The following is a 25708-nucleotide window of genomic DNA, read 5'->3' on the forward strand; positions in this document are numbered from 1 at the left end:
ATAAGGTATTATATGATGGTGAAAATAATGGAAAACTGCAGCAACCGAGACACTTGACGAACTCCTGTAAAGCTGATGGAGTTCGTTTCTTATGTCCAAGGGATATATGGTGTAAGAAGCATCTGTATTGGCCGTTGACTTCTTAGAAGTCTTGCATGTTATGGAGAAAACAAGGGGAATCCTAATACTTGATGAAAACGAAGGTAATTCGATAAGCTAAAATAGATTCCAAAAGCTTGATTGTACGTAAAAATATATGAACGGGGGAAAGCTGGATGGAATATAATCTGAAGGAAATTGATACATATGCTAAGAGCTGGGTTAAAGAGGCCGGTGAAAATATCAGGGCATCTTTTCCCAAGACATTGAATGTCACTTCGAAATCAGACCCGAATGATCTGGTTACAGATATAGATAAGGGGACAGAACAATATTTTATCGAAAAAATAAAAGGTACTTTTCCTGACCATCGGATCATGGGAGAGGAAGGCTATGGAGATGAGGTGGAATCTTTAGAAGGGTTCGTGTGGATTATCGATCCAATCGATGGAACCATGAACTTTGTCCACCAACAGCGGAATTTCGCAATTTCAGTCGGCATTTATGTTGATGGGGAAGGAGTGATTGGTCTAATCTACGATGTCGTCCATGACGAACTCTATCATTGTGTGAAAGGCCAAGGAGCTTATTTAAACGGAAAATCTATTCCGAAACTAACAGAGGCAAAGGTGAGTGAAGCAGTTATTGCTCTCAATGCAACCTGGGTAGCCCCAAATAAACGGATAGATCACGAATTACTTATACCCCTTGTGAAAGACGTGAGAGGGACTCGTTCCTATGGTTCAGCGGCCATGGAAATGGTGTATGTCGCAACGGGGAGAATTGATGCCTATCTGACCCCAAGGCTAGCACCATGGGATATTGCAGCTGGGATCATCATTATAAAGGAACTTGGAGGAGAAACTACTGACCTGAGAGGGGATGAGCTGGATATGCTCAAGCAGAGTTCCTTATTTGTGTCAAAACCAGGCCTGCACGGTGATATCCTCAAGAATTACCTTAAGGATGGAAAGTGGTGATTTTAAATTGGCGGCGATTTAAAAGCTCCGATCTGCCGTTTTTTGAAGATCTGATATTTACCAGTTCTAAGTGGACTAAAAATGAGTTGCAGGGTTTGTCCATAGAAGAATACATTGAGCAATATGATAACTTGTCTGGCGAATGGAGAGTTTGGGAAACGACAGGTAGCCCTGTGGCAATTTCTTTTCATGTAGAATCCGCCCCTTCCAACCAAAAGCCATGGCTTGGTACAATATTGGTTAAAGCGGAGGAAAGACGGCGAGGAATCGCATCAGCGATTATGAATCATCTCTCCGACGAATTTAAACTGAATGGGCAAAAGGCACTTTTTGCTGCTGTTCCAATCGATGAATATGAGTGGTCCAACTTTCTTGCAGACTGTGGCTTTGAACAATTCAAAACAGAAGAAAATAAGGGCGAAACCTATTTGATCATGGTCCGCCCCCTCGAATGACCGGCTGGAAATCCAGCCGGTTTTGTTATTTAATTGTTGCTTGCATGATCTAATCAAGCCACTTGTACTTTACATTTGATTAAAGCTCTCCAGCTTCTCTCATCTTCTTTTTCTTCTTAAAACCGAACCCCATTACAAAAACCAGTGCAACAATACACGCCAACGTGCCGGCAACACTTCTTTCTCCAATGGCGATTCCAATACCAATCATGCATGAAGCGGCTGCAAATGCGAAAAATAATAATGGCCATTTAATCTGCTTCAAGGTGACTCCCCCATTCGACATTTGGTTACAAATAATAATATATTTAATTGTACATTAAAATGCTTATAGGTTTCTACTCTAATTATGTTATAATATGTAGGTTGTGAAAAAAGCCATTAGATAAATTATGATATTAAAGGCAGGGTGACTTTTTTGAAATTAAGAGAAGATATTAGAAATATAGCGATCATTGCCCACGTTGACCACGGTAAAACGACTTTGGTTGACCAGCTTCTGAAGCAATCAGGTACATTCCGTATAAATGAGCATGTGGAAGAGCGCGCAATGGATTCAAATGATTTAGAAAGAGAACGAGGAATTACGATCCTCGCGAAAAATACAGCTATTTCGTATAATGATACACGCATTAATATTCTTGATACTCCTGGTCACGCTGACTTTGGCGGCGAGGTTGAACGTATCATGAAAATGGTCGACGGCGTATTGCTTGTTGTCGATGCATATGAAGGCTGCATGCCGCAAACACGTTTTGTTTTGAAGAAAGCACTTGAACAGCATTTAACACCTATCGTTGTCGTAAATAAGATTGACCGTGACTTTGCTCGTCCAGCTGAGGTTGTGGATGAAGTCCTTGACTTGTTCATCGAACTTGGTGCAGATGAAAACCAGCTTGAGTTCCCAGTTGTATATGCATCTGCAATCAACGGAACAGCGAGCATGGATCCTGAAAAACAGGATGAGAACATGCAGGCATTGTACGAATCCATTATTGATCATATTCCAGCACCAGTTGATAACCGAGAAGAGCCTCTTCAATTCCAGGTTGCCCTTCTTGATTACAACGACTATGTTGGTAGAATTGGAATCGGCCGTGTTTTCCGCGGTACGATGAAGGTAGGCCAGCAGGTAGCATTAATGAAGCTGGACGGTTCCGTAAAACAATTCCGTGTAACAAAGATTTTTGGTTTCTTCGGGCTGAAGCGCCAGGAAATCCAGGAAGCAAATGCTGGTGATCTAATTGCAGTATCAGGAATGGAAGACATCAATGTCGGTGAAACAGTATGTCCTTTTGACAACCAGGATCCACTACCGGTTTTACGTATTGATGAGCCAACACTACAAATGACATTCCTAGTCAATAACAGCCCATTCGCAGGCCGTGAGGGTAAATACCTGACTGCGAGAAAAATCGAAGAGAGACTTCGCGCACAATTGCAAACTGACGTTAGTCTAAGAGTAGACAATACTGATTCACCTGATGCCTGGATCGTTTCAGGCCGTGGAGAATTGCACTTGTCTATCTTGATTGAAAATATGCGCCGTGAAGGTTATGAGCTTCAAGTGTCAAAGCCTGAAGTAATCGTAAGGGAAATTGATGGAGTAAGATGTGAACCGATTGAACGCGTTCAAATTGATGTTCCTGAAGAACACACAGGATCAATCATGGAATCGATCGGTGCACGTAAAGGTGAAATGCTCGATATGATCAATAATGGCAGCGGACAGGTTCGATTGATTTTCAACGTACCGGCACGCGGACTTATCGGATACACAACAGAATTTTTAACACTGACTCGAGGATATGGTATCATTAACCATACATTCGACAGCTACCAGCCTATGCTACAAGGTCAGGTAGGCGGACGCCGTCAAGGTGTTCTAGTATCAATGGAATCAGGAAAGGCATCTACTTATGGTATCATGCAGGTAGAAGACCGCGGAACGATTTTCGTTGAGCCAGGAACTGAAATTTATGAGGGCATGATTGTTGGTGAGCACACTCGTGAAAATGATATTACTGTTAATATCACGAAGGTGAAGGCAGCAACTAATATTCGTTCTGCTAATAAGGACCAGACATCTGTCATCAAGAAGCCTAGAATCATGACTCTGGAAGAATCATTAGAATACTTGAACGATGACGAGTATTGCGAAGTAACTCCAGAATCAATCAGACTCCGTAAAAAGATTCTTGATAAGAATGAGCGTGAAAGACAGGCGAAAAAGAAAAAATACGCTGAAGCTTAATTAAGTAGGGGGAAGAAGTATGGATGTAAGCCAGAGATTATCATTTTTTGCAGCATTATTCAGGGTGGATGAGAACCCAACGGTAGGCATGTGGATGCTTTACCTGACGATTGCCGCTCTGAGCATCCTTGTTTATAAACTTGGTTTTGCACAGAAGCTGTCATTGCTGAAAAATATCATCATCTATGCATTTCTATTGCTTGGCTCTACAATCCTAACCTTCCTTGCTATCTTTCTTCCCATCACGGAAGGACTTGTGGTCGCAGCACTCATACTGATCATCTACAAGCTCAGGCTGCGACAGCACAAAAAAGCAGAAGCAAATGTCAAATAGGAGTTGGAGATATGAAATCACTCCAGGATGCAATTTATAATTGGCTGACAATCAAAATTGTCAGCGATGCTCGGCCAGAAGATACAGCAGCTCAAGAAACCACACAGTTATTTGATCAAATTCTTGCCGAAGAGCATAATGTTGAATCTAAAGAATTAAAACGGGACGCACTAATGTATTATGTCACTGTCGTGCAGGAAGGTAATTCCAAAGAATACCGCTTCCCGCGCGACTTCATTGAAGTCATGCTTGACCAAATCAGGCAAGAACCAGACAAATACGTGAACTACCCAGATGAAGAATAGAGAAAAATCCGCCTAGAATTGGGCGGATTTTTTTGCTGTTTGATTTATGGGATTTGGTTTGTAAAAATGATAATTGGATCATATAGGATTTAGACGGAAGGCAGGAAAGCTGTGGTTATTGTGACAGGTTTCAGAATGCAGAGCCCAAAGCTGTCTAGAAAAAGCGGTAATTGTGACAGGTATCAGGTCGCAGAGCCCAGAGCTGTCAAGAAAACGTGGTTATTGTGACAGGTTTCAGTCTGCTGAGTCCAAAGCTGTCAAGAAAGCGTAGTTATTGTGACAGGTTTCAGTCTGCTGAGTCCAAAGCTGTCAAGAAAACGTGGTTATTGTGACAGGTTACAGGCTGCAGAGTCCAGAGTTGTCAAGAAAGCGTAGTTATTGTGACAGGTTTCAGGCTGCAGAGCCCAAAGCTGTCAAGAAAGCGTAGTTATTGTGACAGGTTTCAGGCTGCAGAGCCCAAAGCTGTCAAGAAAACGTGGTTATTGTGACAGGTTTCAGGTCGCAAAGCCCAAAGCTGTCAAGAAAAGCTCCGAATTCAGACAGGTTTGAGGTTCAATGTACATAAGCTGTCAAAATAAAGCCCGTATTCAGACAGGTTTGAGGAGGAACCCGAAAAGCTGCCTGAATCAGCCCTAAATTTCGTTCTAAATTTTAACTAGGAAGGTAATCATTAATCACCATTCACCAATCATCCTTCTTAACCCGGGAACGATACAGTTTAAAATTCCCGGTTGCTATACGGTTGTTCGTCTTATCAGCAATTCGTTCATTACAAGGATCGCACATATATGTATGGATCGGCCGGTTTCGAAGCCGCTTAGCCTGAAGCGTATCGCTGTTAATATTCTCGATTTTGTCGCATAGTACACATTTGACTCTCATTCTTACACCTCTTATTAATAATTATCATACATAGCCTGATTGAGTTTTGATTATATTATAGTATATCATTGATTGGAGCCTTAGCAGAGAAAATCATTTGATTTGCCCTGCTCAAAGAGTTCGTAGTACTATTATGATAGTTTAAGGAGGGTGAATATGGCAAATCAAGTAGAACCTAAACTAATCAAACCGTTGGTTGATGAATTGCAAAAAGAGCGTTTTGTTACCCTGGCGACAGTGGACCATGAAACCGGCGGCCCGAATGTCAGCGCGATTTCCTGGGTGCTTGCAAAGGATGAGGGTACCATTTATTTTGCGGTGGATAACCGCTCTCGGATCATCGAGAATATCAAGAGCAATGACAAGGCAGTAATCAACTTAATCGCAAATGAATCTACATATTCAATTAGCGGGACGGCGAGCGTCAAGCAAGAAAAACTTGAAGGTGTACCTTTGAAGCTGGCGCTAGTTGAAATCAATATTAGCGAAGTAAGAGACGTTATGTTCTATGGTTCAAAAATCGTCGCTGAACCTCAATATGACAAGACATACGATAAAGATGCAGCAGCACGCCTTGATAAGCAGGTAATGGATGCAATGAGAAAAGCTTAGTCGATTGACTAAGCTTTTTTTGCTGCTGTTATTTATGATAGTTAGATTGTTGCTCCTGGTCCTTCTCTAACTGTTTCTGTTCATCTTCATTAAGCTTCTTTTTTGGATCTTCTGTAGGACTCTCATTCTGCGGTTCAATCATGTCTGCGGGAACCTCGGGCATGACTCTTCCGGTTATATCTGAAAGTTCGTTCATAATCCCCTGAATTGGCTGGCCGTTTTGTATATCTTCAGAAATCTCCCTTAACCTCGCTGTGATATCAGGATCGGCAACCACTACTGCACGTGCACCGTGAGGGTCTTTTTTTAAGGCTTCTGCAACCGTATATTTAACAGTATCTACCTCAGACCTCTCCATTTTGTCATTTACGTCGATACCCACAATAGCATAGCGACCAACCACAACAGCCGCAGCATCATCAACATTAGGGATGTGAGTGGTCAAGTTCACAAGATGTCGGGAAATCTCCTGGCCAGACTGGCGGTCAACTTCCTTGATCGCACTATTCTGGACCTTGACCTTGTGATCTTCGTCAGCTTTATTTGCTTTGTTTTGTCCATTGCAAGCAGTCAATAACAATACAAACGAGATTGCAGCAACCAATCTTATCATAAATGAACCCCTCCGGTTAATTATTCTTTTAAAAAAGTCCATAAGACAACTAGAAATGTAAATGAAAAAGGCAGTTTTCGCATTTTGTCTTTAATACAGTAACTCTTGCCTATGCATTCCAATTGTCCTCTAGGCCTGATAAAAGAGCTTCGAAGTAATAATGCAGCAGGCAACAAAGCTAATGACAAAAGCAACAAAAAAAGAAATGCTCAAAGGTTATTGTGCAAAATATCTTCTATCTTTATTCAAAAAGTCATATATTTTACCAAAGTCCCGGCCAAGGCTGCCAAGTTGGCCAAAGTCGAGATCAATAAGGCGGGAGGCATCAATTTGAGTAAAATATACGTACTGGATACAAACGTCTTACTACAGGATCCGCACGCGATTTTTTCCTTTCAAGACAATGAAGTTGTCATACCTGCTGTAGTTCTGGAGGAAGTGGATTCAAAGAAAAGATATATGGATGAGATTGGGCGCAATGCGCGCCAGGTTTCAAGGCTCATAGACGGAATGAGGGAGACAGGGAAGCTGCATGAGAAAATCAACCTTGAAGGTGGAGGGACGCTCAGGATTGAGCTGAACCATCGATCCTTCCATCAACTTCAGGAAATCTTTGTTGAAAAAACAAATGACAATCGAATACTGGCGGTTGCTAAAAACTTAAGTCTTGAAGAAGAAACGAAGGAAGATGGTCGTCCAGTTATCCTTGTCAGTAAGGACGCACTTGTCCGAGTAAAAGCAGATGCAATCGGACTGATCGCTGAAGATTTTTTAAGCGACAGGGTTGTGGAAATTAATCATCTGTATTCTGGCTATGCAGAAGTGTATATACCGATAGAGGAATTAAATCGTTTTTATGAAAAAGGAGAACTTAACATTTCTGATTTAAAGGGGCAAAACTTCTTTTACCCAAATCAGTTCGTAATCATGAAGGACATTCTCGGCAGTTCTGCTTCCGCAATAGGTATGGTTGATACAAAAAATAAAAAAGTGAAAAAGCTTGTTTTTGAACATGAGGGCAAACATACATGGGGAATCAAGCCAAGAAATGTTCAACAAATAATGGCGATGGAACTGCTTCTGCGACAAGACATGCCTTTAATCACATTGATAGGGCGTGCAGGTACTGGAAAGACATTGCTCGCCCTGGCATCAGGTCTGCTGCAGACTGAGGACATGGGGATTTTTAAAAAGCTGCTTGTAGCAAGGCCGATTGTGCCAGTAGGTAAAGATTTGGGCTTTTTGCCTGGCGAAAAGCAGGAAAAGCTCAGACCATGGATGCAGCCTATTTATGATAACCTTGAATTTCTTTTCAATACCAAAAAACCGGGAGAACTTGATGCCATACTGGCAGGGATGGGTTCAATCGAGGTAGAAGCATTAACATATATAAGGGGAAGGAGCATTCCGGACCAATACATCATCATTGATGAAGCGCAGAACCTGACAAAGCATGAGATTAAAACAATTCTGACGAGGGTAGGGGAGCGCAGTAAAATTGTCTTGATGGGTGACCCTGACCAGATTGACCACCCATACCTGGATGCCTATAATAATGGGTTGACCTATGTGGTTGAAAAGTTCAAAGACCAGCAAATCGCGGGTCATGTCCAGCTCGTTAAAGGAGAACGGTCATCTCTTGCCCAGCTCGCAGCCGATCTTTTAAATTAGCGTATACTGGGATATGAGAAGTCAGATATAAAAGACTAAACGGGTAGAGGGACAATATAATAACGGGCACCCTTCTGGGATGCCCGTTGGCAGTACCTTACATATTATTCTACGGTAAAACCGGTAACATTTTTGATGGGGTTATCCTTATTTGAACCATCTTCGTAATATACATGCAACGGCCCATCCTCTTTTAAAGGCTTGCCGTTCTTCGAGAAACCGAGGATAAGGCGGGAAGCCTCTTCGAGTGAAAGTGAGACCTGGTCATTTTCCCCATATTCAATTACTACATTCTCCGCTGTCTGCTCAGGTTCTGCATTAACCAGGAATGGCTTGAATGGGATGCCGAAAGTGCCGGTCAGAACTTTTTCTTTTTCGAACTTCACTTCTGTTTTAAGGGTTGGTGGATGGACTGCACCCTCCATAATTTCACGATCCCAATGTTTTGAGATTGACTTCGTATACTCTTCAAGGGCATCTCCTCGCTCCTTGTCTTCGCTGAAATATGTATTCAAGTCTACTTTGCGATCATCGAAAATCCATACGCCAGGATCCAAAGTGATCTTGTATTTAACTTTTCCTTTGATTGGGATGATTGTTTCCATAGTTCCCTCCTGAATCTTTGCATATTATTAATTCAGTATAGCGATAATTTTGTGAGTTGTCATTTCAACACGTCTATAGCACGCAATTCATTAAGAACTGCCTCCTTAATATTCTTGCTTTTTTGTCCACTTAAGGGTAAAATTTAAAGATAGGATTGGGTAATCGCTCGGAAACGGGGGGATCAAGTTGGCGTCTGATATGATAATCAACCATCAGGAAAAAGCCCATGCCTTGTTAAAGGCTGACGCTGATAAAATTTTAAAGCTGATCAAAGTGCAAATGGATAACCTGACAATGCCTCAATGCCCTCTTTATGAAGAGGTTTTAGATACGCAAATGTTTGGATTATCAAGAGAGATAGATTTTGCAGTAAGACTCGGCTTAATCGAAGAATCAGATGGGAAAGTAATTCTCGACCAGTTGGAGCAAGAGCTTTCCATACTGCATGAAGCTTCGTTAAAAAAATAAATCCTAAAAACTCAAACAGTCCTAATCGATTGTTTGAGTTTTTTTGTGAGTCGCCTTTGGTGAACATTGTTACTTTAATTAGCTCCTTTCAGTTCAAGCGTATTCTCGAAGACTGCATTACACTTCTATGACAATATATTAAGAATTCCATAACTTTTCCTTAAACAAAGGCAGGATATTTCAACTTATAGTAGAATAGATTAAACAACTTAGAAGATGGGGAAGAGACGATGTTAAAAAAAATACTGAAATCCTATGACTATTCATTGATCATTGTTGTTGCGCTCTTGTGCTTGTTCGGCCTTGTCATGGTATACAGTGCTAGCATGGTCACTTGGCATGGAGTAGATAGCGATTTCTTTTACGAAAAACAGAAATTCAATTTATTAGCGGCTATGGTTGTATTTATTTTAGCGGCTTTATTTCCATACAAAGCAATGAAAAGCACCAAAATCTTACTCCCTATGGTGGTATTAACCCTATCAGGCTTGCTGATATTATTCGTCGTCGGTAAAGTAGCGGGTAACGCCTTGAGCTGGATAGAAGTAGGAGCTAGAAGCATTCAGCCATCCGAGCTTGCAAAACTGAGTGTCATTATATACTTATCAGCTGTGTATGCAAAAAAACAATCATACATAAATGAATTTAACAGAGGTGTGCTACCGCCTTTGCTATTCCTGGTGATGGTATTTTTCCTGGTCGCTGCTCAGCCGGACTTTGGCACTGCAGGGATTATCATGCTAATTGCTGCAGCTATCATTTTAGCTTCAGGTATGAACTTTAAAAATATCATGAAACTGGTTATGATTGTTATGATTTTGTTAGTGCCCGTATCGCTTATACTAAAAGACGAAGTATTTTCAGAAAGGCGTCTTGAACGTCTTACGTCGTATAGCAATCCTTTCGATGATGAACAAAAATCGGGTTATCAATTAGCAAATGCCTATTATGCAATTGGTTCAGGTGGATTGACAGGACTAGGATTGGGACAAAGTAATCAAAAATTGGGGTATTTACCTGAAGCCCACACAGACTTCATTATCGCAGTCATCTCTGAGGAGTTGGGGATTTTTGGTGTAGGGTTTGTGTTGTTGAGTCTGGCATTCATCGTTTTAAAGGGTATTCATATAGGTTTAAAGTGCAAGGATCCTTTTGGCAGTTTGCTTGCAATAGGGATTGCCAGTATGATTGGCATTCAGTCGTTTGTCAATCTTGGTGGAGCTTCAGGGGTTATTCCTCTGACAGGGGTTCCTTTGCCTTTTGTGAGTTATGGCGGCTCATCATTGCTGCAGCTCGCGATTGCCACCGGGATATTGGTGAATGTTTCGATGTTTGTAAAATATGAAGAGAAGTATAAGAAGGACAAAACAGCCCAGCCTAAGCCTTCAAAAGCTGTTGTAAGCCAAAATTCGTTCAAGTTCAGGTCGTAATCAGATACAGAGAAAAAGCTGCAGCGTCTGCTGCAGCTTTTTATTTTACCGTTGCCGGAGAAAGGTCAACTGGTTTAGGGTTTTGTACTCTTGCGGCATTCTTTTTGCTCCTGGAAACCAGAAGGATAAAGTAGCTGAATACACCAAACAAAACAGAAATGAAGAAAGCGTGGCCCAGGGCAATGTACAAATTCAATCTTGTGAAGATGACAAATGCGCCGGCAATGACTTGCAGTGACACTAGGACCATTGAAATGATCCATCCCCAGTATAGTACTCTTTCATGCTTGTAGTGTTTGACGGCAATGTAGGTGACATATGCGATCCAAATAAAAATGAAACCTGCTGCAGCCCTGTGTCCCATTTGTACCCACTCGTATATGTTGGTAGGAAGGATGGGTCCGCCATTCGTACATAATGGCCAGTCTTTACAGACCAGGCTGGCATTCATATGCCGGACAAGAGCACCAGTATAAACAACAATATAGCTGTAAATGGAAAGTCCGATAATATGGAACTTCATTCTTTTATCAATCACTAATTTTTCAGCCTGGAATTTTTTATCCACTTCAAAAATTAGCATGGTCAATAAAAGTACTGCAGCAAAAGAGATAAGCGAAATGCCGAAGTGAAGTGCCAGGACAAAATCAGATTGTCCCCAAACGACAGCGGCAGCTCCTATCAATGCCTGTAGAACAAGGAAGAAAAAAGATAAAACAGACAAGAACTTCGTTTCACGTATATGCCCAATCGCCTTCCATGTCCAAATAGATAAGATTAGTACCATGATGCCTACGCTGCCCGACACTAACCTGTGGGCAAGCTCTATTACCAATTCGGGAGTAATATCCGTAGGAACGAATTCTCCGTTACAAAGCGGCCAGGACTTGCCGCAGCCCATTCCGGAATCTGTTTTTGTAACCAACGCTCCTCCGAGTAAAACAAAAAGCATCCCAATCGTGGTTAAAACAGCCAGCCACTTAAGGGAACGATTCATGATCATCACCTGCTCATTCAAAGTTCGATAAGTTGTCAAATAATAAACTTGACATGTATAATAGAAGAAGCTTGTAGAAAAGAAAAAATTCTATCCCTATAATAACGAATTTTGACGAAAAAGGATAGAAAACAATACTTAAGATACTACACAATAATAGTTAATATTTCAATACTTTCTATTATAGTTGGACAATACCTAGTAATATAGGTAAAATGCTCATGGCAGCGATAAGGCGTGAAGAATGATGAGTATACATACCAGCAATTTTACAGACATGAAAATATTATCCAAGAATATGTATATTCGTGAAAAAGAAGACATCCAAACATTCTTTTAATATCAGGTCAAAATTCCTTGCAATAAAAATAAACTTTATGGATAATGGCGGTAAGACACAAATTAGTCAAATTTTGTTCAAAAAAAATTCACAAAAAAGTTGTGAAGTGTGATTTAATATACAACGTAGGCTTTATTTTTCTACGCAAACATTTAACAGCCTTTACACGTTGAGAATAGTGAAAACTATCCGAAATATAAAGTACAAATACTCTTCTTTTTTTTGTAAAAATTTCGTCTCTGGAATTTTGAAGGGAAAGGGATGAAGGAGGATATGGATGTCTAATTCAAAAGCTTTATCAGAAGCTGTATTAGAGGACGGACAGCCTGCAGTTGTGGAGAAGACGATGTTGAAAGATTTTCTTGCCCTCATTAAAGTTGGAATTGTAAATTCCAATGCTATGACGACTTTTACTGGATTATGGCTAGCTCTTCATTTTAGCGGAGCACGCTTTCTGGATAATATTGATTTGATTCTAGCGACATTGATAGGTTCATCATTGATTGTCGCCGGCTCTTGCAGCCTGAATAATTACATCGATCGGGATATCGACCATTTAATGGAGCGAACAAAAGACAGGCCGACTGTAACTGGAAAAGTCCAGCCAGGAAAAGTGGCCTTGATGAGCTTCTTGCTGATCGGGATTGGAACCGCGTTTTTGCTTACAACTACCATCACAGCTGCTGTAATCGGCTTGTTTGGAGTTTTTAGTTATGTAGTTCTCTATACATTGTGGTCAAAACGACAATATGTCTCCAATACAATTGTCGGCAGTATCTCAGGAGCAGTTCCACCGCTAATCGGCTGGGCTGCAGTGGACGCTAACCTGGACGTAATGGCCTGGATGCTTTTTGCCATCGTTTTTGTTTGGCAGCCACCACACTTCTATGCTCTGGCAATGAGAAGGGTAGAGGAATACCGGGCAGCTGGTATACCAATGCTTCCAGTCGTGAAAGGATTCAAAGCAACCAAGAGATCTGTTTACCTTTGGATAACAGCCTTGCTTCCGTTGCCATTTTTCCTTGATGAACTAGGAATCCCATTCATGGTTCTTGCAACGATCCTGAATATTGGATGGCTTGTATTGGGAATCTACCTTGAAAAGCTTAAAGATGATATGAAATGGGCAAAACTGATGTTTGTATATTCTTTACAATACTTAACAGTCATGTTTGTCGCTATGGTAATTGTCACACTTATCTAACCTTTGTTAGGAGATTCACTCTTTGTTGAGAGAGGATTTTTCCATATATTTTTTACAACCAAATTTATAAGATTTTTTACGAAAGAGGGGTTTAATTAAGCTATGAAGATGCTTGCTAAATGGCGTCTGCTGTCATTGTTCACATTGATGGCATTAGTCTTGTCCGGCTGTGGTGAGCCATACCTGTCTACATTAAGACCTGCAGGTGAAGTTGCTCAATCCCAGTATGAACTTATGTTGTTGAGCACGGCGATTATGGTGGGAGTAATTGCTGTCGTCACAATCATTTTTATTTATGTCATTATGAAGTTCCGCAGGAAGAATGACAACGAAATTCCGAAGCAGGTCGAGGGAAGCCACAAGCTGGAGATCCTTTGGACTGTTATTCCGATCTTATTGCTTCTAATTCTTGCTGTTCCTACAGTTGCTGCAACGTTTAAGTTGGCGGATGTTTCCCCAATGGAAAAGAAAAACGCTGAAGGTAAGACTGATGCGCTTGTAGTTAACGTGCGCGCAAATCTTTACTGGTGGGAATTTGAGTATCCAAATGAAGAGATCATCACTAGCCAGGATTTAGTAGTCCCTACTGATGAAAAGGTTTACTTCAATCTTAAGGCTTCTGATGTAAAGCACTCTTTCTGGATTCCTTCTGTTGGAGGAAAGATGGATACAAATACTGATAACATCAATAAATTCTGGCTTGAGTTTGACAGTAAAGGTGCTGACGAAGCTGGCGGACTTTTCTACGGGAAATGTGCTGAGCTCTGCGGGCCTTCACACGCATTGATGGATTTCAAAGTAAAAGCTTTGCCACGTGATGAATTCGATCAGTGGGTAGCAAATATGCAAGGAGTTAAAGAACCTGCTCAGGCAGAAACTGCGACTGCTCAGCAAGGACAGGAAATCTTCAATAACAGCTGTATCGGATGCCACGCCGTAACTCCGGCAAACACGGCTCCAGAAGCAGCTCGTGTGGGTCCTAACTTGACAAACTTCGGCGATCGTTCACGCGTTGCTGGTGTCATGGATATGTCAGAAGAAAATATCAAGAAATGGCTGGAAGACCCAGAAGCATACAAGCCAGCAAACAAAATGACTGGCAAGTATCCTGAGCTTTCTACTGAAGAACTTGATGCATTAACAGAATATCTGATGGGCTTGAAAGTCCAGAAATAACAGGGGATTTGTTTGAAAGGGAGGTAAAACTGTGAGTACCTATGCTCAGAAAAAGGGATTCGGCGCAACGTTATGGGATTACCTGACAACGGTTGACCATAAAAAAATCGCAATCCTTTATCTAATTGCTGGCGGATTCTTCTTCATCCTAGGCGGACTTGAAGCTTTGTTCATCCGTATTCAGCTGGCTGTACCTAATAATGATTTTGTAAGCGCAGGTTTCTATAATGAAATCCTGACGATGCATGGAACAACGATGATATTCCTTGCAGCGATGCCGCTTGTATTTGCATTCATGAATGCTGTTATGCCACTCCAGATAGGAGCGCGTGACGTAGCGTTCCCATTCTTGAACTCATTAGGATTTTGGCTATTCTTCTTTGGTGGAGTATTCCTTAACCTTTCATGGTTCCTGGGTGGAGCTCCAGATGCTGGTTGGACTTCTTACGCTTCACTTGCGATGGCGTCTGAAACACATGGTATTGACTTCTATGCACTGGGTTTGCAGATTTCAGGTGCGGGTACACTAATCGGGGGGATTAACTTCCTCGTAACGATTATTAACATGCGTGCACCGGGAATGACTTATATGAGAATGCCGATGTTTACTTGGGCAACATTCGTAACATCAGCTCTTATCTTGTTCGCATTCCCTCCACTGACTGTTGGTCTTTTCTTATTGATTTTTGACCGTATGTTTGGCTCTAATTTCTTTGATGTAGCAAATGGGGGTAACACAATCATCTGGGAACACCTTTTCTGGATTTTTGGTCACCCGGAAGTTTATATCTTGATTTTGCCGGCTTTCGGTATTTTCTCTGAGATTTTTGCAATTTTCTCTAGAAAACGTCTTTTCGGTTACTCATCCATGGTATTCGCTACTGTATTGATCGGTTTCCTTGGATTCATGGTATGGGCTCACCACATGTTCACAACAGGTCTTGGACCGATCGCAAACGCGATTTTCGCAGTAGCGACAATGGCGATTGCTGTTCCAACTGGTATCAAGATATTCAACTGGATGTTCACAATGTGGGGAGGAAGCATCAAGTTCACAACTCCGATGCTTTGGGCTGTAGCCTTCATTCCTTCATTCGTTGCCGGTGGTGTAACTGGTGTCATGCTGGCATCTGCTGCTGCTGACTATCAGTACCACGACAGCTATTTCGTTGTCGCTCACTTCCACTACGTTATCGTTGGTGGTGTAGTATTCGCACTATTTGCAGGTGCACACCTGTACTGGCCGAAAATGTTTGGCACAATGCTGAATGAAACTCTTGGTAAAGTTACGTTCTGGTTATTCCTGATTGGATTCCACCTGACGTTCTTCATCCAGCACTTCCTTGGATTGATGGGGATGCCTCGTCGTATCTTCACATTCCTGCCTGGACAGGGACTTGAAACTGGGAACTTGATCAGTTCAATCGGTGCGATTTTCATGGCAATTGCTACAATCGTTCTATTAATTAACGTAATCATGACACAAGTTAAAAACGAAAAAGTCGGAAATGATCCATGGGGTGACGGCCGTACACTAGAGTGGGCGATTGCATCTCCGCCGCCATTTTACAACTTCAAGCAGCTTCCGCTTGTACGCGGACTGGATGCTTACTGGCTGGAGAAAATGGAAGGCAAGAATGAAATGACGCCTGCAGAACCACTTGGCGATATCCATATGCCGAATAACTCTTTCATTCCTTTCGTTATCTCACTTGGTCTTTTCATCGCAGCCTTTGGTGCGATGTACCGTGCTGATACAAGCTGGGGACTGTTAGTCTTGATCCTCGGTATGGCAGTAACTTTAGGAGCGATGTTCGTACGTTCTATTAAAGATGATCATGGATTCCATATTCATAAAGAAGACTTAATGGAAGATGATAATGATAAGGGGGCAAAGGCATAATGCAAGTTGAAGAAAAATTCACTTATGAAACATGGCCTGCGGAGCCTGAAAAAGCAACCCTCGAAGCAAAGAACAAGTTTTTGGGCTTCTGGTTCTTCCTTGGCGGAGAGACAGTATTGTTTGCGACTCTGTTCGCAACATATCTTGCATTAAAAGATAAGGTTCCTAGTGCTGACCATGCACTTGCCAAGGATATCTTTGAAATACCGCTGGCTTTTGCTGCGACAATGCTTCTTTTAACGAGTTCTTTGACAAGTGTATATGCTATGTACCATATGAAGAACTTTAACTTTAAAAAGATGCAGCTTTGGTTAGGATTGACTGTAGCTCTTGGCGCTGCTTTCCTTGCGCTTGAAATTTACGAGTTCAATCACTATGTACATGAGTTTCATCATACGTTTACAAGCAGTGCATTTGGTTCTGCCTTCTACACGCTTGTAGGCTTCCATGGTGGTCACGTTGCATTTGGTTTGCTTTGGATCATTACACTGATGGTCCGTAACTCCAAGCGTGGATTGAACCTTTACAACGCTCCTAAGTTTTATGTTGCCAGCCTTTACTGGCACTTCATCGACGTTGTATGGGTATTCATCTTCACGGTTGTATATCTAATGGGAATGGTGGGATAAACTGATGGCTAATCAACAACCAAGTTCAGGGAACCCAAGAGTAGACGTCGAATATCGCCGCAAGAAAAGCGCCGAAGAGATGAGATACCAAATCGTTTCCTTTGCATTGATGATTTTCTTGACACTTGTTGCTTTCGTTGCAGTTGGATATGAAGGATTCTCAGGCTGGTTCACAGTTCCGTTCATCCTGCTGCTTGCTGTGATCCAGGTAATCTTCCAGCTTTACTATTTCATGCATATGAGTCATAAAGGGCATGAAGCACCTGCATTGTTCCTTTATTCTGGTGTCGTTGTTGGAGCTGTAACAGTCCTGGCTTTCACAACCATTATCTGGTGGTAATATGACTTAAAGAAAAAATCGGCCTATAAGCCGATTTTTTCTATGTATGAGAGTATACTAACAATTAATGGTAGAGCCGCTATATTGAAGTGCCTTACCTTTGGAAGTATAATGATAGTAAAGTTCTTAAACAGGACGAGGTGAAAAAACGATGCTTACTCTAGATATATTTGGATTCAGAGCACTATGGAGTCCGATGTATTTTCTTGTGATTGCAGCTCTATTAGTTGCTTATTATCTAGTTGTCTTCAAGTACTATGATCGTTTTAAGGAAGGTGTGCCTGCAACGCGTAAACAGGCACTTTACTTTACCTCTGCGATTATTGTGCTGTATATCATTAAAGGTTCGCCAGTTGATTTGATGGCGCATATCACTTTTTATATGCACATGATCCAGATGGCAGTCCTTTACCTTGTTGTTCCGCCTCTTTTGATTTTTGGCTTGCCTGACTGGCTTTGGAGATCGTTCCTATCGCTGCCGATCGTCGATCCTCTGTTCCGCTTTTTCACCAAGCCGTTGATTGCCTTGATTATGTTCAATGGTATATTCTCTATTTATCATATCCCGCTGATTTTTGACTTTGTAAAAACGGATATGTGGCTTCATGCTGGCTACACATCAGTACTATTCGTACTTGCGATGTTCATGTGGTGGCCGCTGGTCAATAAATTGGAAGAGTATCAGACTTTATCAGGTGTTAAGAAAATGGGGTATATCTTTGCTGACGGTGTTTTAATCACACCAGCGTGTGCTCTAATTATCTTTGCCGATACGCCGATGTATGCAACTTTTTCTGACCCTAATGCGTGGGGCGAAGCTTTGAAATTATGTGTACCGCCTACGATGCTTTCGAGCCTGGATCTCAGCGGTCCGGAAACCTTCAGTTCTATTTCGCTTCTGCATGACCAGCAGCTTGGAGGAGTAATCATGAAGGTCATTCAGGAAATTGTCTATGGTATCTTCCTGGGATATGCGTTCTTCCAATGGTTCCGCAATGAAGAGGATCATCAAGCTGAGCAGGATGCGATTAATCTTGCGAGTGCGCCACAGCCAATTAAGTAATAACGCATTGCAAAAGCTTCCTTAGCGGGAAGCTTTTGTTGTTGTTTAATATGGGATTACGCTCCACCAAAAAAATTATTAGTTATCAGCAATCAAAGATTGAAAAAAAGAGACAGGTCACCTACAATTAACTTTATGGAGAAATAATGATTGAGAGGTACATATATATGTCAAACTTACCGATCCTGCCGACAATCAGCACAACATTTATTGTCTTAAGTGCGATAACCGTGGCAATTGGCTGGGCACAAATAAAACAAAGAAAGATTGAAAAGCATCGCAAGACCATGACACTGGCTGGTATATTCGCCATCATATTCTTCGTGATTTATGCATCAAGGACGATTTTCATTGGAAATACATCATTTGGTGGACCTGATGATATCAAGATTTACTATACGATGTTCTTAATTTTCCATATCACACTTGCCACTATTGGAGCTGTCCTTGGAATTATCTCGCTTTACACAGGATATAAGAACAGATTAGAGCGCCATCGCAAACTTGGACCTGTCACCAGTGTTACCTGGTTCTTTACCGGCATCACGGGGGTTGCCGTTTACCTGCTTCTATATGTGTTCTACAAAGGCGGAGAAACAACTTCAGTCATCAAGGCAATACTCGGAACATAACAGACTTTAAAAACATTGCTTACAGCAATGTTTTTTGTTTTTAGAAGGTATTCCTGCTTTAACAGGCGAATTTATTAGGTGTATAAAGGAGGTTGAAATTTCTTGGATATTAAAGTTTTATCAGAAAAACATTATGTGGAGTCAATGAATTTATCAATGTATGCTTTTCAGTATAAAGTGCCGGAAAGTGATATTCCAAAAAGGTTGGAAACCCTTAAGAAACATCGCTTGCTAGGGATATTTGAAGGGGAAGAGCTTGCTTCCAAATTACATATTCTTTCTTTGAATGTGAAGCTGGGGCAACTGAATTGGAAAATGGGTGGCATTGCCGGAGTCGCTACCTATCCTGAGCATAGACGTAAAGGGCATGTTAATGCCTTAATGAAAAGGGCGCTGGAGGATATGGATGAGAGCGGGAATATTGTTTCTTTTCTTCATCCATTTCAGATCGATTTCTATAGAAGGTTTGGCTGGGAAATCATTTCAGACAACAGAAAGATCACTATCGAAAAAATAGATCTAACACCAGTACGTAGACAATCAGGAAATATTAAACGACATACAGAGAAGAATCACTCATTGGATATCGAGAGGGTCTACGAGCAATATGCAGCAATGCATAGCGCAATGTTAGCAAGAGATTCGGAATGGTGGCGAACAAGTATATACGGTGAACAAACAGCTGCTGTTTATTATGATTCAAAAAATGATGCGACAGGCTACGTGTTGTACGAGATTAAAGATAATGTAATGAAGGTTGAGGAATACGTTTCTCTAACCCATGAAGCGAGAAAAGGACTGTGGAACTTCATCTGCCAGCATGATTCAATGGTAGATCGAGTTGAAGTACTGTTATCAGTCCATGACCCATTCCCATATTTTTTAAAGGAGCCTAAGCTCAAGACTGAAATCTATCCATATTTCATGGGCAGAATAGTCAATGCTGAGAAAGCATTATCTAGCTATCCTTTTAACAACAGCACTGATGGGAAAAATATGTTTTTACATCTGGATGATGCAGCTGCTCCATGGAATACAGGGACATATATAATAGGGCAGGAAGGAGTTACATTTCACCCTGTGAAAGAAGGTAGTGCCTGCGTAACTGCTCCAAAGCGCGGACTGCAATTGAACATCAACACTTTAACAGCCATGTTATTCGGCTATAAACGCCCTCTTGAATTATTTGAGCTAGATCTGCTCAAGGGAGACATCGATGAAGTTAAGGAGCTGGAGCATGCAATCCCAGCATTCAAACCATTCTTCTATGATTTCTTTTGAATTTATAAACAGAAAACCCGGGTGCTTGTTCACCCGGGTTTTGTTTAGATTAAATTTTAAATTTCAATTTTATAATTCCAGCTTCTTTGGCTGAATTGAAACCGATCAAGAGCAAAGGTCCAATGACAAAGCCCATGAAGCCGAATAGTTTCAGTCCAAGATACATTGCAATCAGTGTTGACAGCGGGGAAAGGCCTATATGGCTGCCCATTACCTTTGGCTCGACTGTACGCCTGATAATCAGCAAAATGACTGCGAGTACAGCCAGTTGAGTGCCAAGCGCAATATTACCTGTTGCCAGATGGAAGATTGACCAAGGAGCCAATATGACGATTGAGCCTATGAGCGGGATAAAATCAATCAGCCAGATGATAGCCGACATGACAATTGCATATTCCGGAGTAATGAAAAGCAACCCTATCAGGGCTACGATGAAAATAATCACACTCACCAAAAATTGTGCTTTCAAAAATCCGAAAACAACATAAGAAAGTCGGGATGTCATGAAATGGACTTTGTCTGCTGTTCTTTCTGTTAAATGGCTGTAAACACCTTGCCTTAAAGATGGCAGCTCCAGCAAGAAAAGAAACAGGGCAATCAAATAGACAAGGAAGCTGATTAGAAAATTTGGGATGTAGGTCAGCAATGCCTTCAAATTATCTATATTGATAAATGCAATCATGTCATTCTTAAGTTTATTGAGAAAGTCTTCTGCCCGGTTGCTTATTTCAGTTACAACTTCTCTCGGAAGGTCATTGGCAGCTTCAACAAAACTATTTTCTGCTTTATACCAGGCATTCGTAATTTCATTTATATAGACTGGAGTATTATCAATCAAGTCAATTGCCTCGGTGATTGCTGTTGTAGTCAGGAAATACCCTGCAACCATTATAAGCAATACAAAAAGGAGGAAAATTGCCAATACTGCCAGGCGCCGTCCACTCTTGAATCTTTTCTGGAAGTAAACCACTGCAGGCTCGAGAAAAAGGGCGGTAATCAAAGCAGCAATCAATGGAATGGAAACCGGAAGGATAATATAAAGAATTGCTGCAACGGCGATGATGATTAATGCAATAATGATAGTTCGTTTAGTAAAAATACCGGACAAGTGAAACTCCTTTCTATACTCATGAAGAGTATATACCTCTAAAAAGCATTTATTAAGGGCACTTAAGCCTTATATTTCAAAAAGAGCAAAAAATTCCTTAACAATTAAATTATAGTACGCATTTAATATAAGAAACAACAAAAATCAGCTATAACCCACATGTTTTTGAAAACTTTGTTGATTTTATGTTGATGTATTCACATTAATAACGTTGGTTCGCTATTTCATCTCTATATATGCTTATGAACATGAGGTTTCGATCCTTAACTTTTAGGGGTGAGGCAATGAAAAAGCCAGGAAAAATCATGCCTCAGCAAAATAGAGAGGTATGCCGTGCAGTCTGTGCAATTGTTCATGCCAACATAAATGAAAATGTCTTTTTTCAACAGTCGGGTTTTAAAAGCAGGATTTCACGATTGCGAAGAAATGCATTTGCTGACAATGGAGTAATTGTTGAACTTGATCAGGGTTACCTAAAAATAAAAGTTAACGTTGACACAATTGTTGGGGAGTACTCTATCCTTCTAAATGCCACGGAGCTACAGAAAAATATAGAAGAGGAGATTGTACTGCTTACTTCTATTTTACCGAAAGAGATAGACGTCATCATAACGGGTGTTAATGTAAAAAAGACGCATTGAATGCGTCTTTTTTACATTATGATATTAGATTGCGAATTTTTCTACTTCTGCTTTCACATCGTTTAAAAGCTTTTCGCACTGGCTGACAAGAGCTTTTGGGAATTGTTCACCTTCACCATATTCAACGCCATGCGGATAATAATGTTTGCCTAGCAAAGGAGTCATCAGCTGAATGATCGCTTTGTGTGCGCCAACATCACCCTCGTGGACATGGCCCTGGACACGAAGGTAGAACGTACCTTCCTTTATCACTAGCTTCTTGTCATAAGTCACTCGCTCGTAGTCCCATTGTCCTTCACGTACTAGACCGTGCTCTAGCATAACCTCATCAAGACGGTTCAGGTCCGCCTTCAGGTTTTCAATACCTGTATTTTCAAATTTCATCCTATTCCCTCCTAAAAACACACTGCAGTAATATCGCTTAAAATAGATTATATCTCAAATTTAATAATAGTAAAAATATGCTTAAGTTGCAATGAATATAAAAGCAAATTTATCTGCTTACACTCTTTCTGTTTGCAAGGGGAAACTGATGACTACTCAAGAATTAATTAATTGATGGCATAATTGGCATCATACGGGCAACCCTAATTATGAGCAGGCAAGCTTTGATTCATAAGGAGGAAATGAAAGTGCGTAAAATCCGTGATATCATGACTAGCGATGTGGAAACATGTACCTTGCTGGATAATGTATTTGAAGTGGCTGTTAAAATGAAGGAATGGAATGTCGGATCAGTCCCTATCGTCGACAAGGATAAGCTCGTAGGCATGATCACCGACCGGGATATTGTCATTAGAGGGATAGCAGAAAAACATCCACCATCCTCTAAGGTCGAGACGGTAATGAGTGATCACCTAGTGACAGCGACACCGGATATGTCCACTAAAGATGCAACCAGACTTATGGCGGAACATCAAATAAGAAGGCTGCCAGTCGTTGAAGGTGAGAAATTAGTAGGCATCGTAGCACTTGGTGACTTTGCTGTAAATGAAATGACAGACGAACAAGCACAGCATGCTCTATCAGAAATCTCAGAGCCTGGAAACCACATGCAATAGTCTAAGGCACTCATATTGGGTGCCTTTTTGTCATCCTTAATACGATTGTTCGAACATTTTGTAAGGGTTGTTGTTTGATTTTACAATAAGCAGACCGTATGTTAAAAGTAAGTTAATCAAGAAACCGCTAGAAATATGGCAATCCTTTAAGTACTTATATTTTTTTTTTTTTTTGAGTCGGAAAGAACACTTCTATTAAAAAGAACCCTATAAATGATATAATAATTTCAAAAATCACTCATATAGTGATAGAGAGAGATTAGTGTCTTTTGACTCACATCGGTGTGGCTTGCCATACTCAAAAGAAGGGGGGATCTACCTGCGAAACATTTTTAGGATTTTAATTTTTGCCGCAATCTTTTTACTTATTGGTTTATACATGGGATTTAACAAGGAAGATACTGACGAATTGGTAATTGAACAGAAGTTGATCCCTAAAGAGGATGAATCTCTCGACAAGGATATCGATGAACAAAATATTAGTGAGGGCATTGACCAGCCTGAACAGGGAGTTGGTTCCCTATTAGGTAAGGACATCAATTCTCTTAAGGCTAAATTAGGTGAACCATCCAGGGTAGACCTTTCAGCCTATGGCTTCCATTGGTGGATTTTTAACAACGACCTTGATCAATATATCCAGGCTGGTGTCCTGAACGGCAAGGTTGTGACCGCTTACGGCATCGGCCCTTCGGTTAATGTACAACCATTTAAAATTGGACAGCCAATCGAAGAAATCTTTTCAATGAACGTGATTGAGCCTGATGTTACGTTTGAATATAATGGAAGTTCCTATAAATTCGAGCTTTCCGAGCAGGATATGAACACACGACCCATTATAAAAATGGGTGAATACTTTGTACAGCTTTATATTGATAAATTCACTAGTTCTGTCTCAAGCATCCGATATATGGACAAGGAAACGATCGTCAAGCAGCGTCCATACGAAATGGTCTACAGGGGGACTCTGTTAGAACCACCGGTATTATCAGAAGGAGATTGGGTCAGGATTGAGGCTGGTCTCGAAAAACAGATCCTGGACATTACTAATACAATTAGATTAAGGCACGATCTGCCAACGCTGGAGTGGGATGAAAAAACGGCAGAAGTCGCATATGCCCATAGCAAGGATATGGCAATTGAAGACTATTTTTCGCATGAGTCGGAGAAATTTGGCGATTTATCGGAAAGGCTAAATGCAGCGGAGATCTTGTACCAAGTGGCTGGGGAAAACATCGCAGCTAATTATACAGATGGACCAGCAGTTGTCGAGGGATGGCTGAATAGTGAAACCCACCGTGAAGCGTTATTGAATGAGGAATTTTCGCATCTTGGAGTAGGGGTATATCAGATGCATTATACCCAGAACTTCTTGAAAATGTGGGAGCAACAACAGTAATTGCTATTTTACATCATTCATTATGTACAGCGAAGGAGCATGCCCCAAGAGGTCATGCTCCTTCGTTCTGCTTTCATGATAGAAAGTATAAATTTTACTTTGAGAACTGTCCAGCTCCAGCACCTAGCCAGTTTTCATCCATGAGTTTGCTTCCTCGAGTATCTTGCGAGAAGCGTTAGCTTTGAGCAGCTCGAGACGTTTCGGTCCGTCCACTGAAGTCAAAGAACGACTTCAATGGGCTGCCCTCCAACGCTTGTCGGGGCTGACCAAGGCGCTTACGCTTTTCTTATTGTCCTATTGATTGAAAAGTAACCTTGCTTCCAATTGCCGTATAGATGTACCAGTTCCCCTTCTTTGAATCGAGGCGGGATTGCCCCTTTCCTCAATGGAGTCACTTTTTTTACGCTTATCTCCTTTAAGCCAGTGTTTATCCTCAGCACCGTTATATGGTTATACCGATGATAATAATATCGTTCTCTATATTCATTAACCTCTATGATTTTTCCGCTCACGATCGCTTCCTCAGGAATATTCTCCAGTTTGATCCATTCCTGATAATTCGCCTGCATTTCTTTTTTCGTCAACCAATAAAAATAGGCAAGGACAATCGGAATCGCAATTGCTGTTACCATTGATGATCACCTTATTTGTGCTGTTTTTTTTACAACAAAGAAGCTTCCGGAAGAGTGAGCGATCTTTCTGCCATCGGACCTGAATACATCAGCTTCAAGGACAACAGTACTTCTTCCTTTATGGATCAGTGTGGCTTTACAATGAAGATTGTCGCCAATCCCTGGCGCAAGATAATGGATGTTAATTTGTGACGTGACAGCTGCGTAACCTTCTGGCAGCAGCTTATTCGCAAGTGTTCCCATGGCTGTGTCGAGTATCGTGGCTGTAAAACCGCCATGTACGATGCCAAGAGTATTATCGAGTACATTTGTAATCGGAATATCAATTTCACACGTTTCATGATCGAGTCTCCTATCCATATGCAGAAGGCCGTCAATATACGTACTGTTTTTTCCGCTTAATTTATTTCTCACTCCGGATAATACCGTTTTAAGGGCTTCAAGTTCCTGCTCGTCTGATAACGAGATGCATTCGTCTAAAAGCTGGTGCAATTCTTTTTCCACTATACTATTACCTCTTTCTGAATGGCTCTGTTCCTATTATTTCGAATGAATATCATTATTGTAAAAAAAGCCATCTTATAATCTGTTCTTTA

At 41.1% G+C, this 25708-nt stretch carries 29 protein-coding genes; 20 read left to right on the forward strand and 9 right to left on the reverse strand.

Features of this window, described 5'->3' with window-relative positions; all coding sequences use genetic code 11:
• The first annotated feature begins 275 nt into the window (after positions 1 to 275).
• On the forward strand, positions 276 to 1079 hold the full coding sequence (locus tag CD004_RS06755; protein ID WP_102262056.1) for an inositol monophosphatase family protein: 804 nt from the start codon (positions 276 to 278) through the stop codon (positions 1077 to 1079).
• Complete coding sequence (locus tag CD004_RS06760; RefSeq protein WP_233434956.1) at positions 1076 to 1534, forward strand: GNAT family N-acetyltransferase; 459 nt, start codon at positions 1076 to 1078, stop codon at positions 1532 to 1534. Before CD004_RS06755 ends, CD004_RS06760 begins: the two co-directional genes overlap by 4 nt.
• Positions 1535 to 1613: 79 nt before the next feature.
• On the opposite strand, the gene CD004_RS06765 is transcribed toward CD004_RS06760, so the two are convergent.
• The gene (locus tag CD004_RS06765) at positions 1614 to 1799 is read right to left on the reverse strand and encodes a YlaF family protein (protein ID WP_102262057.1); all 186 of its coding nucleotides are present in this window, start codon (positions 1797 to 1799) and stop codon (positions 1614 to 1616) included.
• A 153-nt stretch (positions 1800 to 1952) separates the two neighbouring features.
• On the opposite strand from CD004_RS06765, the gene typA reads away from it, so the two are divergent.
• Genes typA through CD004_RS06780 form a run of 3 tightly spaced genes read left to right on the forward strand, consistent with a single transcriptional unit; the run spans position 1953 to position 4427 of the window.
• Positions 1953 to 3788: a translational GTPase TypA gene (typA, locus tag CD004_RS06770; RefSeq protein ID WP_102262058.1), complete on the forward strand. Its 1836-nt coding sequence runs from the start codon at positions 1953 to 1955 to the stop codon at positions 3786 to 3788.
• A 19-nt stretch (positions 3789 to 3807) separates the two neighbouring features.
• Positions 3808 to 4122 carry a YlaH-like family protein gene (locus CD004_RS06775; RefSeq protein ID WP_102262059.1) on the forward strand — a complete coding sequence of 105 codons (315 nt, stop codon included), beginning with the start codon at positions 3808 to 3810 and terminating at the stop codon, positions 4120 to 4122.
• An 11-nt stretch (positions 4123 to 4133) separates the two neighbouring features.
• A complete protein-coding gene (locus CD004_RS06780) occupies positions 4134 to 4427 on the forward strand; it encodes a hypothetical protein (RefSeq protein ID WP_102262060.1) in 294 nt (97 codons plus the stop codon).
• A 681-nt stretch (positions 4428 to 5108) separates the two neighbouring features.
• Here the strand turns inward: CD004_RS06780 and CD004_RS06785 are convergent.
• On the reverse strand, positions 5109 to 5309 hold the full coding sequence (locus tag CD004_RS06785; protein ID WP_102262061.1) for a YlaI family protein: 201 nt from the start codon (positions 5307 to 5309) through the stop codon (positions 5109 to 5111).
• Positions 5310 to 5465: 156 nt separating this feature from the next.
• Here CD004_RS06785 and CD004_RS06790 point away from each other — a divergent pair, with 156 nt between their 5' ends.
• The gene (locus tag CD004_RS06790) at positions 5466 to 5921 is read left to right on the forward strand and encodes a pyridoxamine 5'-phosphate oxidase family protein (protein ID WP_102262062.1); all 456 of its coding nucleotides are present in this window, start codon (positions 5466 to 5468) and stop codon (positions 5919 to 5921) included.
• A gap of 28 nt (positions 5922 to 5949) precedes the next feature.
• Here the strand turns inward: CD004_RS06790 and CD004_RS06795 are convergent, their stop codons facing one another.
• Positions 5950 to 6534 carry a YhcN/YlaJ family sporulation lipoprotein gene (locus tag CD004_RS06795; RefSeq protein WP_102262063.1) on the reverse strand — a complete coding sequence of 195 codons (585 nt, stop codon included), beginning with the start codon at positions 6532 to 6534 and terminating at the stop codon, positions 5950 to 5952.
• A gap of 330 nt (positions 6535 to 6864) precedes the next feature.
• On the opposite strand from CD004_RS06795, the gene CD004_RS06800 reads away from it, so the two are divergent.
• On the forward strand, positions 6865 to 8205 hold the full coding sequence (locus CD004_RS06800; protein WP_102262064.1) for a PhoH family protein: 1341 nt from the start codon (positions 6865 to 6867) through the stop codon (positions 8203 to 8205).
• Positions 8206 to 8309: 104 nt separating this feature from the next.
• Here CD004_RS06800 and CD004_RS06805 read toward each other — a convergent pair whose 3' ends face one another.
• Positions 8310 to 8810, reverse strand: a complete 501-nt coding sequence (locus CD004_RS06805) for a hypothetical protein (protein ID WP_102262065.1) — start codon at positions 8808 to 8810, stop codon at positions 8310 to 8312.
• Positions 8811 to 8997: 187 nt separating this feature from the next.
• Here CD004_RS06805 and CD004_RS06810 point away from each other — a divergent pair, with 187 nt between their 5' ends.
• Positions 8998 to 9279 carry an Fpa/YlaN family protein gene (locus tag CD004_RS06810; RefSeq protein WP_041965554.1) on the forward strand — a complete coding sequence of 94 codons (282 nt, stop codon included), beginning with the start codon at positions 8998 to 9000 and terminating at the stop codon, positions 9277 to 9279.
• 230 nt (positions 9280 to 9509) lie between these two features.
• On the forward strand, positions 9510 to 10709 hold the full coding sequence (locus CD004_RS06815; RefSeq protein ID WP_102262066.1) for an FtsW/RodA/SpoVE family cell cycle protein: 1200 nt from the start codon (positions 9510 to 9512) through the stop codon (positions 10707 to 10709).
• A 40-nt stretch (positions 10710 to 10749) separates the two neighbouring features.
• Here CD004_RS06815 and CD004_RS06820 read toward each other — a convergent pair whose 3' ends face one another.
• Complete coding sequence (locus tag CD004_RS06820) at positions 10750 to 11706, reverse strand: COX15/CtaA family protein (RefSeq protein WP_102262067.1); 957 nt, start codon at positions 11704 to 11706, stop codon at positions 10750 to 10752.
• A gap of 617 nt (positions 11707 to 12323) precedes the next feature.
• On the opposite strand from CD004_RS06820, the gene cyoE reads away from it, so the two are divergent.
• The 8 genes from cyoE (at position 12324) to CD004_RS06860 (ending at position 20274) form a co-directional block, all read left to right on the forward strand.
• Positions 12324 to 13250: a heme o synthase gene (cyoE, locus tag CD004_RS06825; protein WP_102262068.1), complete on the forward strand. Its 927-nt coding sequence runs from the start codon at positions 12324 to 12326 to the stop codon at positions 13248 to 13250.
• 102 nt (positions 13251 to 13352) lie between these two features.
• Positions 13353 to 14426 (forward strand): cytochrome c oxidase subunit II, encoded by a 1074-nt coding sequence (gene coxB, locus CD004_RS06830; protein ID WP_102262069.1) that lies wholly within the window; start codon positions 13353 to 13355, stop codon positions 14424 to 14426.
• Between the two features lie 31 nt (positions 14427 to 14457).
• A complete protein-coding gene (gene ctaD / locus CD004_RS06835; protein ID WP_102262070.1) occupies positions 14458 to 16329 on the forward strand; it encodes a cytochrome c oxidase subunit I in 1872 nt (623 codons plus the stop codon).
• Positions 16329 to 16958: a cytochrome (ubi)quinol oxidase subunit III gene (locus CD004_RS06840; protein WP_102262071.1), complete on the forward strand. Its 630-nt coding sequence runs from the start codon at positions 16329 to 16331 to the stop codon at positions 16956 to 16958. Before ctaD ends, CD004_RS06840 begins: the two co-directional genes overlap by 1 nt.
• 4 nt (positions 16959 to 16962) lie before the next feature.
• The gene (gene ctaF, locus CD004_RS06845) at positions 16963 to 17298 is read left to right on the forward strand and encodes a cytochrome c oxidase subunit IVB (protein WP_102262072.1); all 336 of its coding nucleotides are present in this window, start codon (positions 16963 to 16965) and stop codon (positions 17296 to 17298) included.
• Between the two features lie 151 nt (positions 17299 to 17449).
• Entirely contained in the window at positions 17450 to 18361 is a 912-nt protein-coding gene (ctaG, locus tag CD004_RS06850; protein ID WP_102262073.1) for a cytochrome c oxidase assembly factor CtaG, read from the forward strand.
• 167 nt (positions 18362 to 18528) lie between these two features.
• Positions 18529 to 18993 carry a DUF420 domain-containing protein gene (locus tag CD004_RS06855; protein ID WP_102262074.1) on the forward strand — a complete coding sequence of 155 codons (465 nt, stop codon included), beginning with the start codon at positions 18529 to 18531 and terminating at the stop codon, positions 18991 to 18993.
• Between the two features lie 102 nt (positions 18994 to 19095).
• On the forward strand, positions 19096 to 20274 hold the full coding sequence (locus CD004_RS06860; protein WP_102262075.1) for a GNAT family N-acetyltransferase: 1179 nt from the start codon (positions 19096 to 19098) through the stop codon (positions 20272 to 20274).
• 49 nt (positions 20275 to 20323) lie between these two features.
• Here the strand turns inward: CD004_RS06860 and ytvI are convergent, their stop codons facing one another.
• Entirely contained in the window at positions 20324 to 21382 is a 1059-nt protein-coding gene (gene ytvI, locus CD004_RS06865; RefSeq protein ID WP_041965542.1) for a sporulation integral membrane protein YtvI, read from the reverse strand.
• A 284-nt stretch (positions 21383 to 21666) separates the two neighbouring features.
• Between ytvI and CD004_RS06870 the strand changes: the two genes are divergently transcribed.
• Complete coding sequence (locus tag CD004_RS06870) at positions 21667 to 22023, forward strand: Asp23/Gls24 family envelope stress response protein (protein ID WP_102262076.1); 357 nt, start codon at positions 21667 to 21669, stop codon at positions 22021 to 22023.
• A gap of 24 nt (positions 22024 to 22047) precedes the next feature.
• Here the strand turns inward: CD004_RS06870 and CD004_RS06875 are convergent, their stop codons facing one another.
• The gene (locus CD004_RS06875) at positions 22048 to 22407 is read right to left on the reverse strand and encodes a YugN family protein (RefSeq protein WP_102262077.1); all 360 of its coding nucleotides are present in this window, start codon (positions 22405 to 22407) and stop codon (positions 22048 to 22050) included.
• Between the two features lie 248 nt (positions 22408 to 22655).
• On the opposite strand from CD004_RS06875, the gene CD004_RS06880 reads away from it, so the two are divergent.
• Both CD004_RS06880 and CD004_RS06885 read left to right on the forward strand, forming a co-directional pair.
• Complete coding sequence (locus CD004_RS06880; protein WP_102262078.1) at positions 22656 to 23084, forward strand: CBS domain-containing protein; 429 nt, start codon at positions 22656 to 22658, stop codon at positions 23082 to 23084.
• Positions 23085 to 23403: 319 nt separating this feature from the next.
• A complete protein-coding gene (locus CD004_RS06885) occupies positions 23404 to 24480 on the forward strand; it encodes a CAP domain-containing protein (protein ID WP_404809826.1) in 1077 nt (358 codons plus the stop codon).
• A gap of 275 nt (positions 24481 to 24755) precedes the next feature.
• On the opposite strand, the gene CD004_RS06890 is transcribed toward CD004_RS06885, so the two are convergent.
• Complete coding sequence (locus tag CD004_RS06890; protein ID WP_102262079.1) at positions 24756 to 25112, reverse strand: hypothetical protein; 357 nt, start codon at positions 25110 to 25112, stop codon at positions 24756 to 24758.
• A gap of 6 nt (positions 25113 to 25118) precedes the next feature.
• Positions 25119 to 25616, reverse strand: coding sequence for a PaaI family thioesterase (locus CD004_RS06895; RefSeq protein ID WP_102262080.1), 498 nt, complete (start codon positions 25614 to 25616; stop codon positions 25119 to 25121).
• Positions 25617 to 25708: the final 92 nt, after the last annotated feature.

Source organism: Mesobacillus jeotgali (assembly GCF_002874535.1).
Classification (GTDB): Bacteria; Bacillota; Bacilli; order Bacillales; family Cytobacillaceae; genus Mesobacillus; species Mesobacillus jeotgali.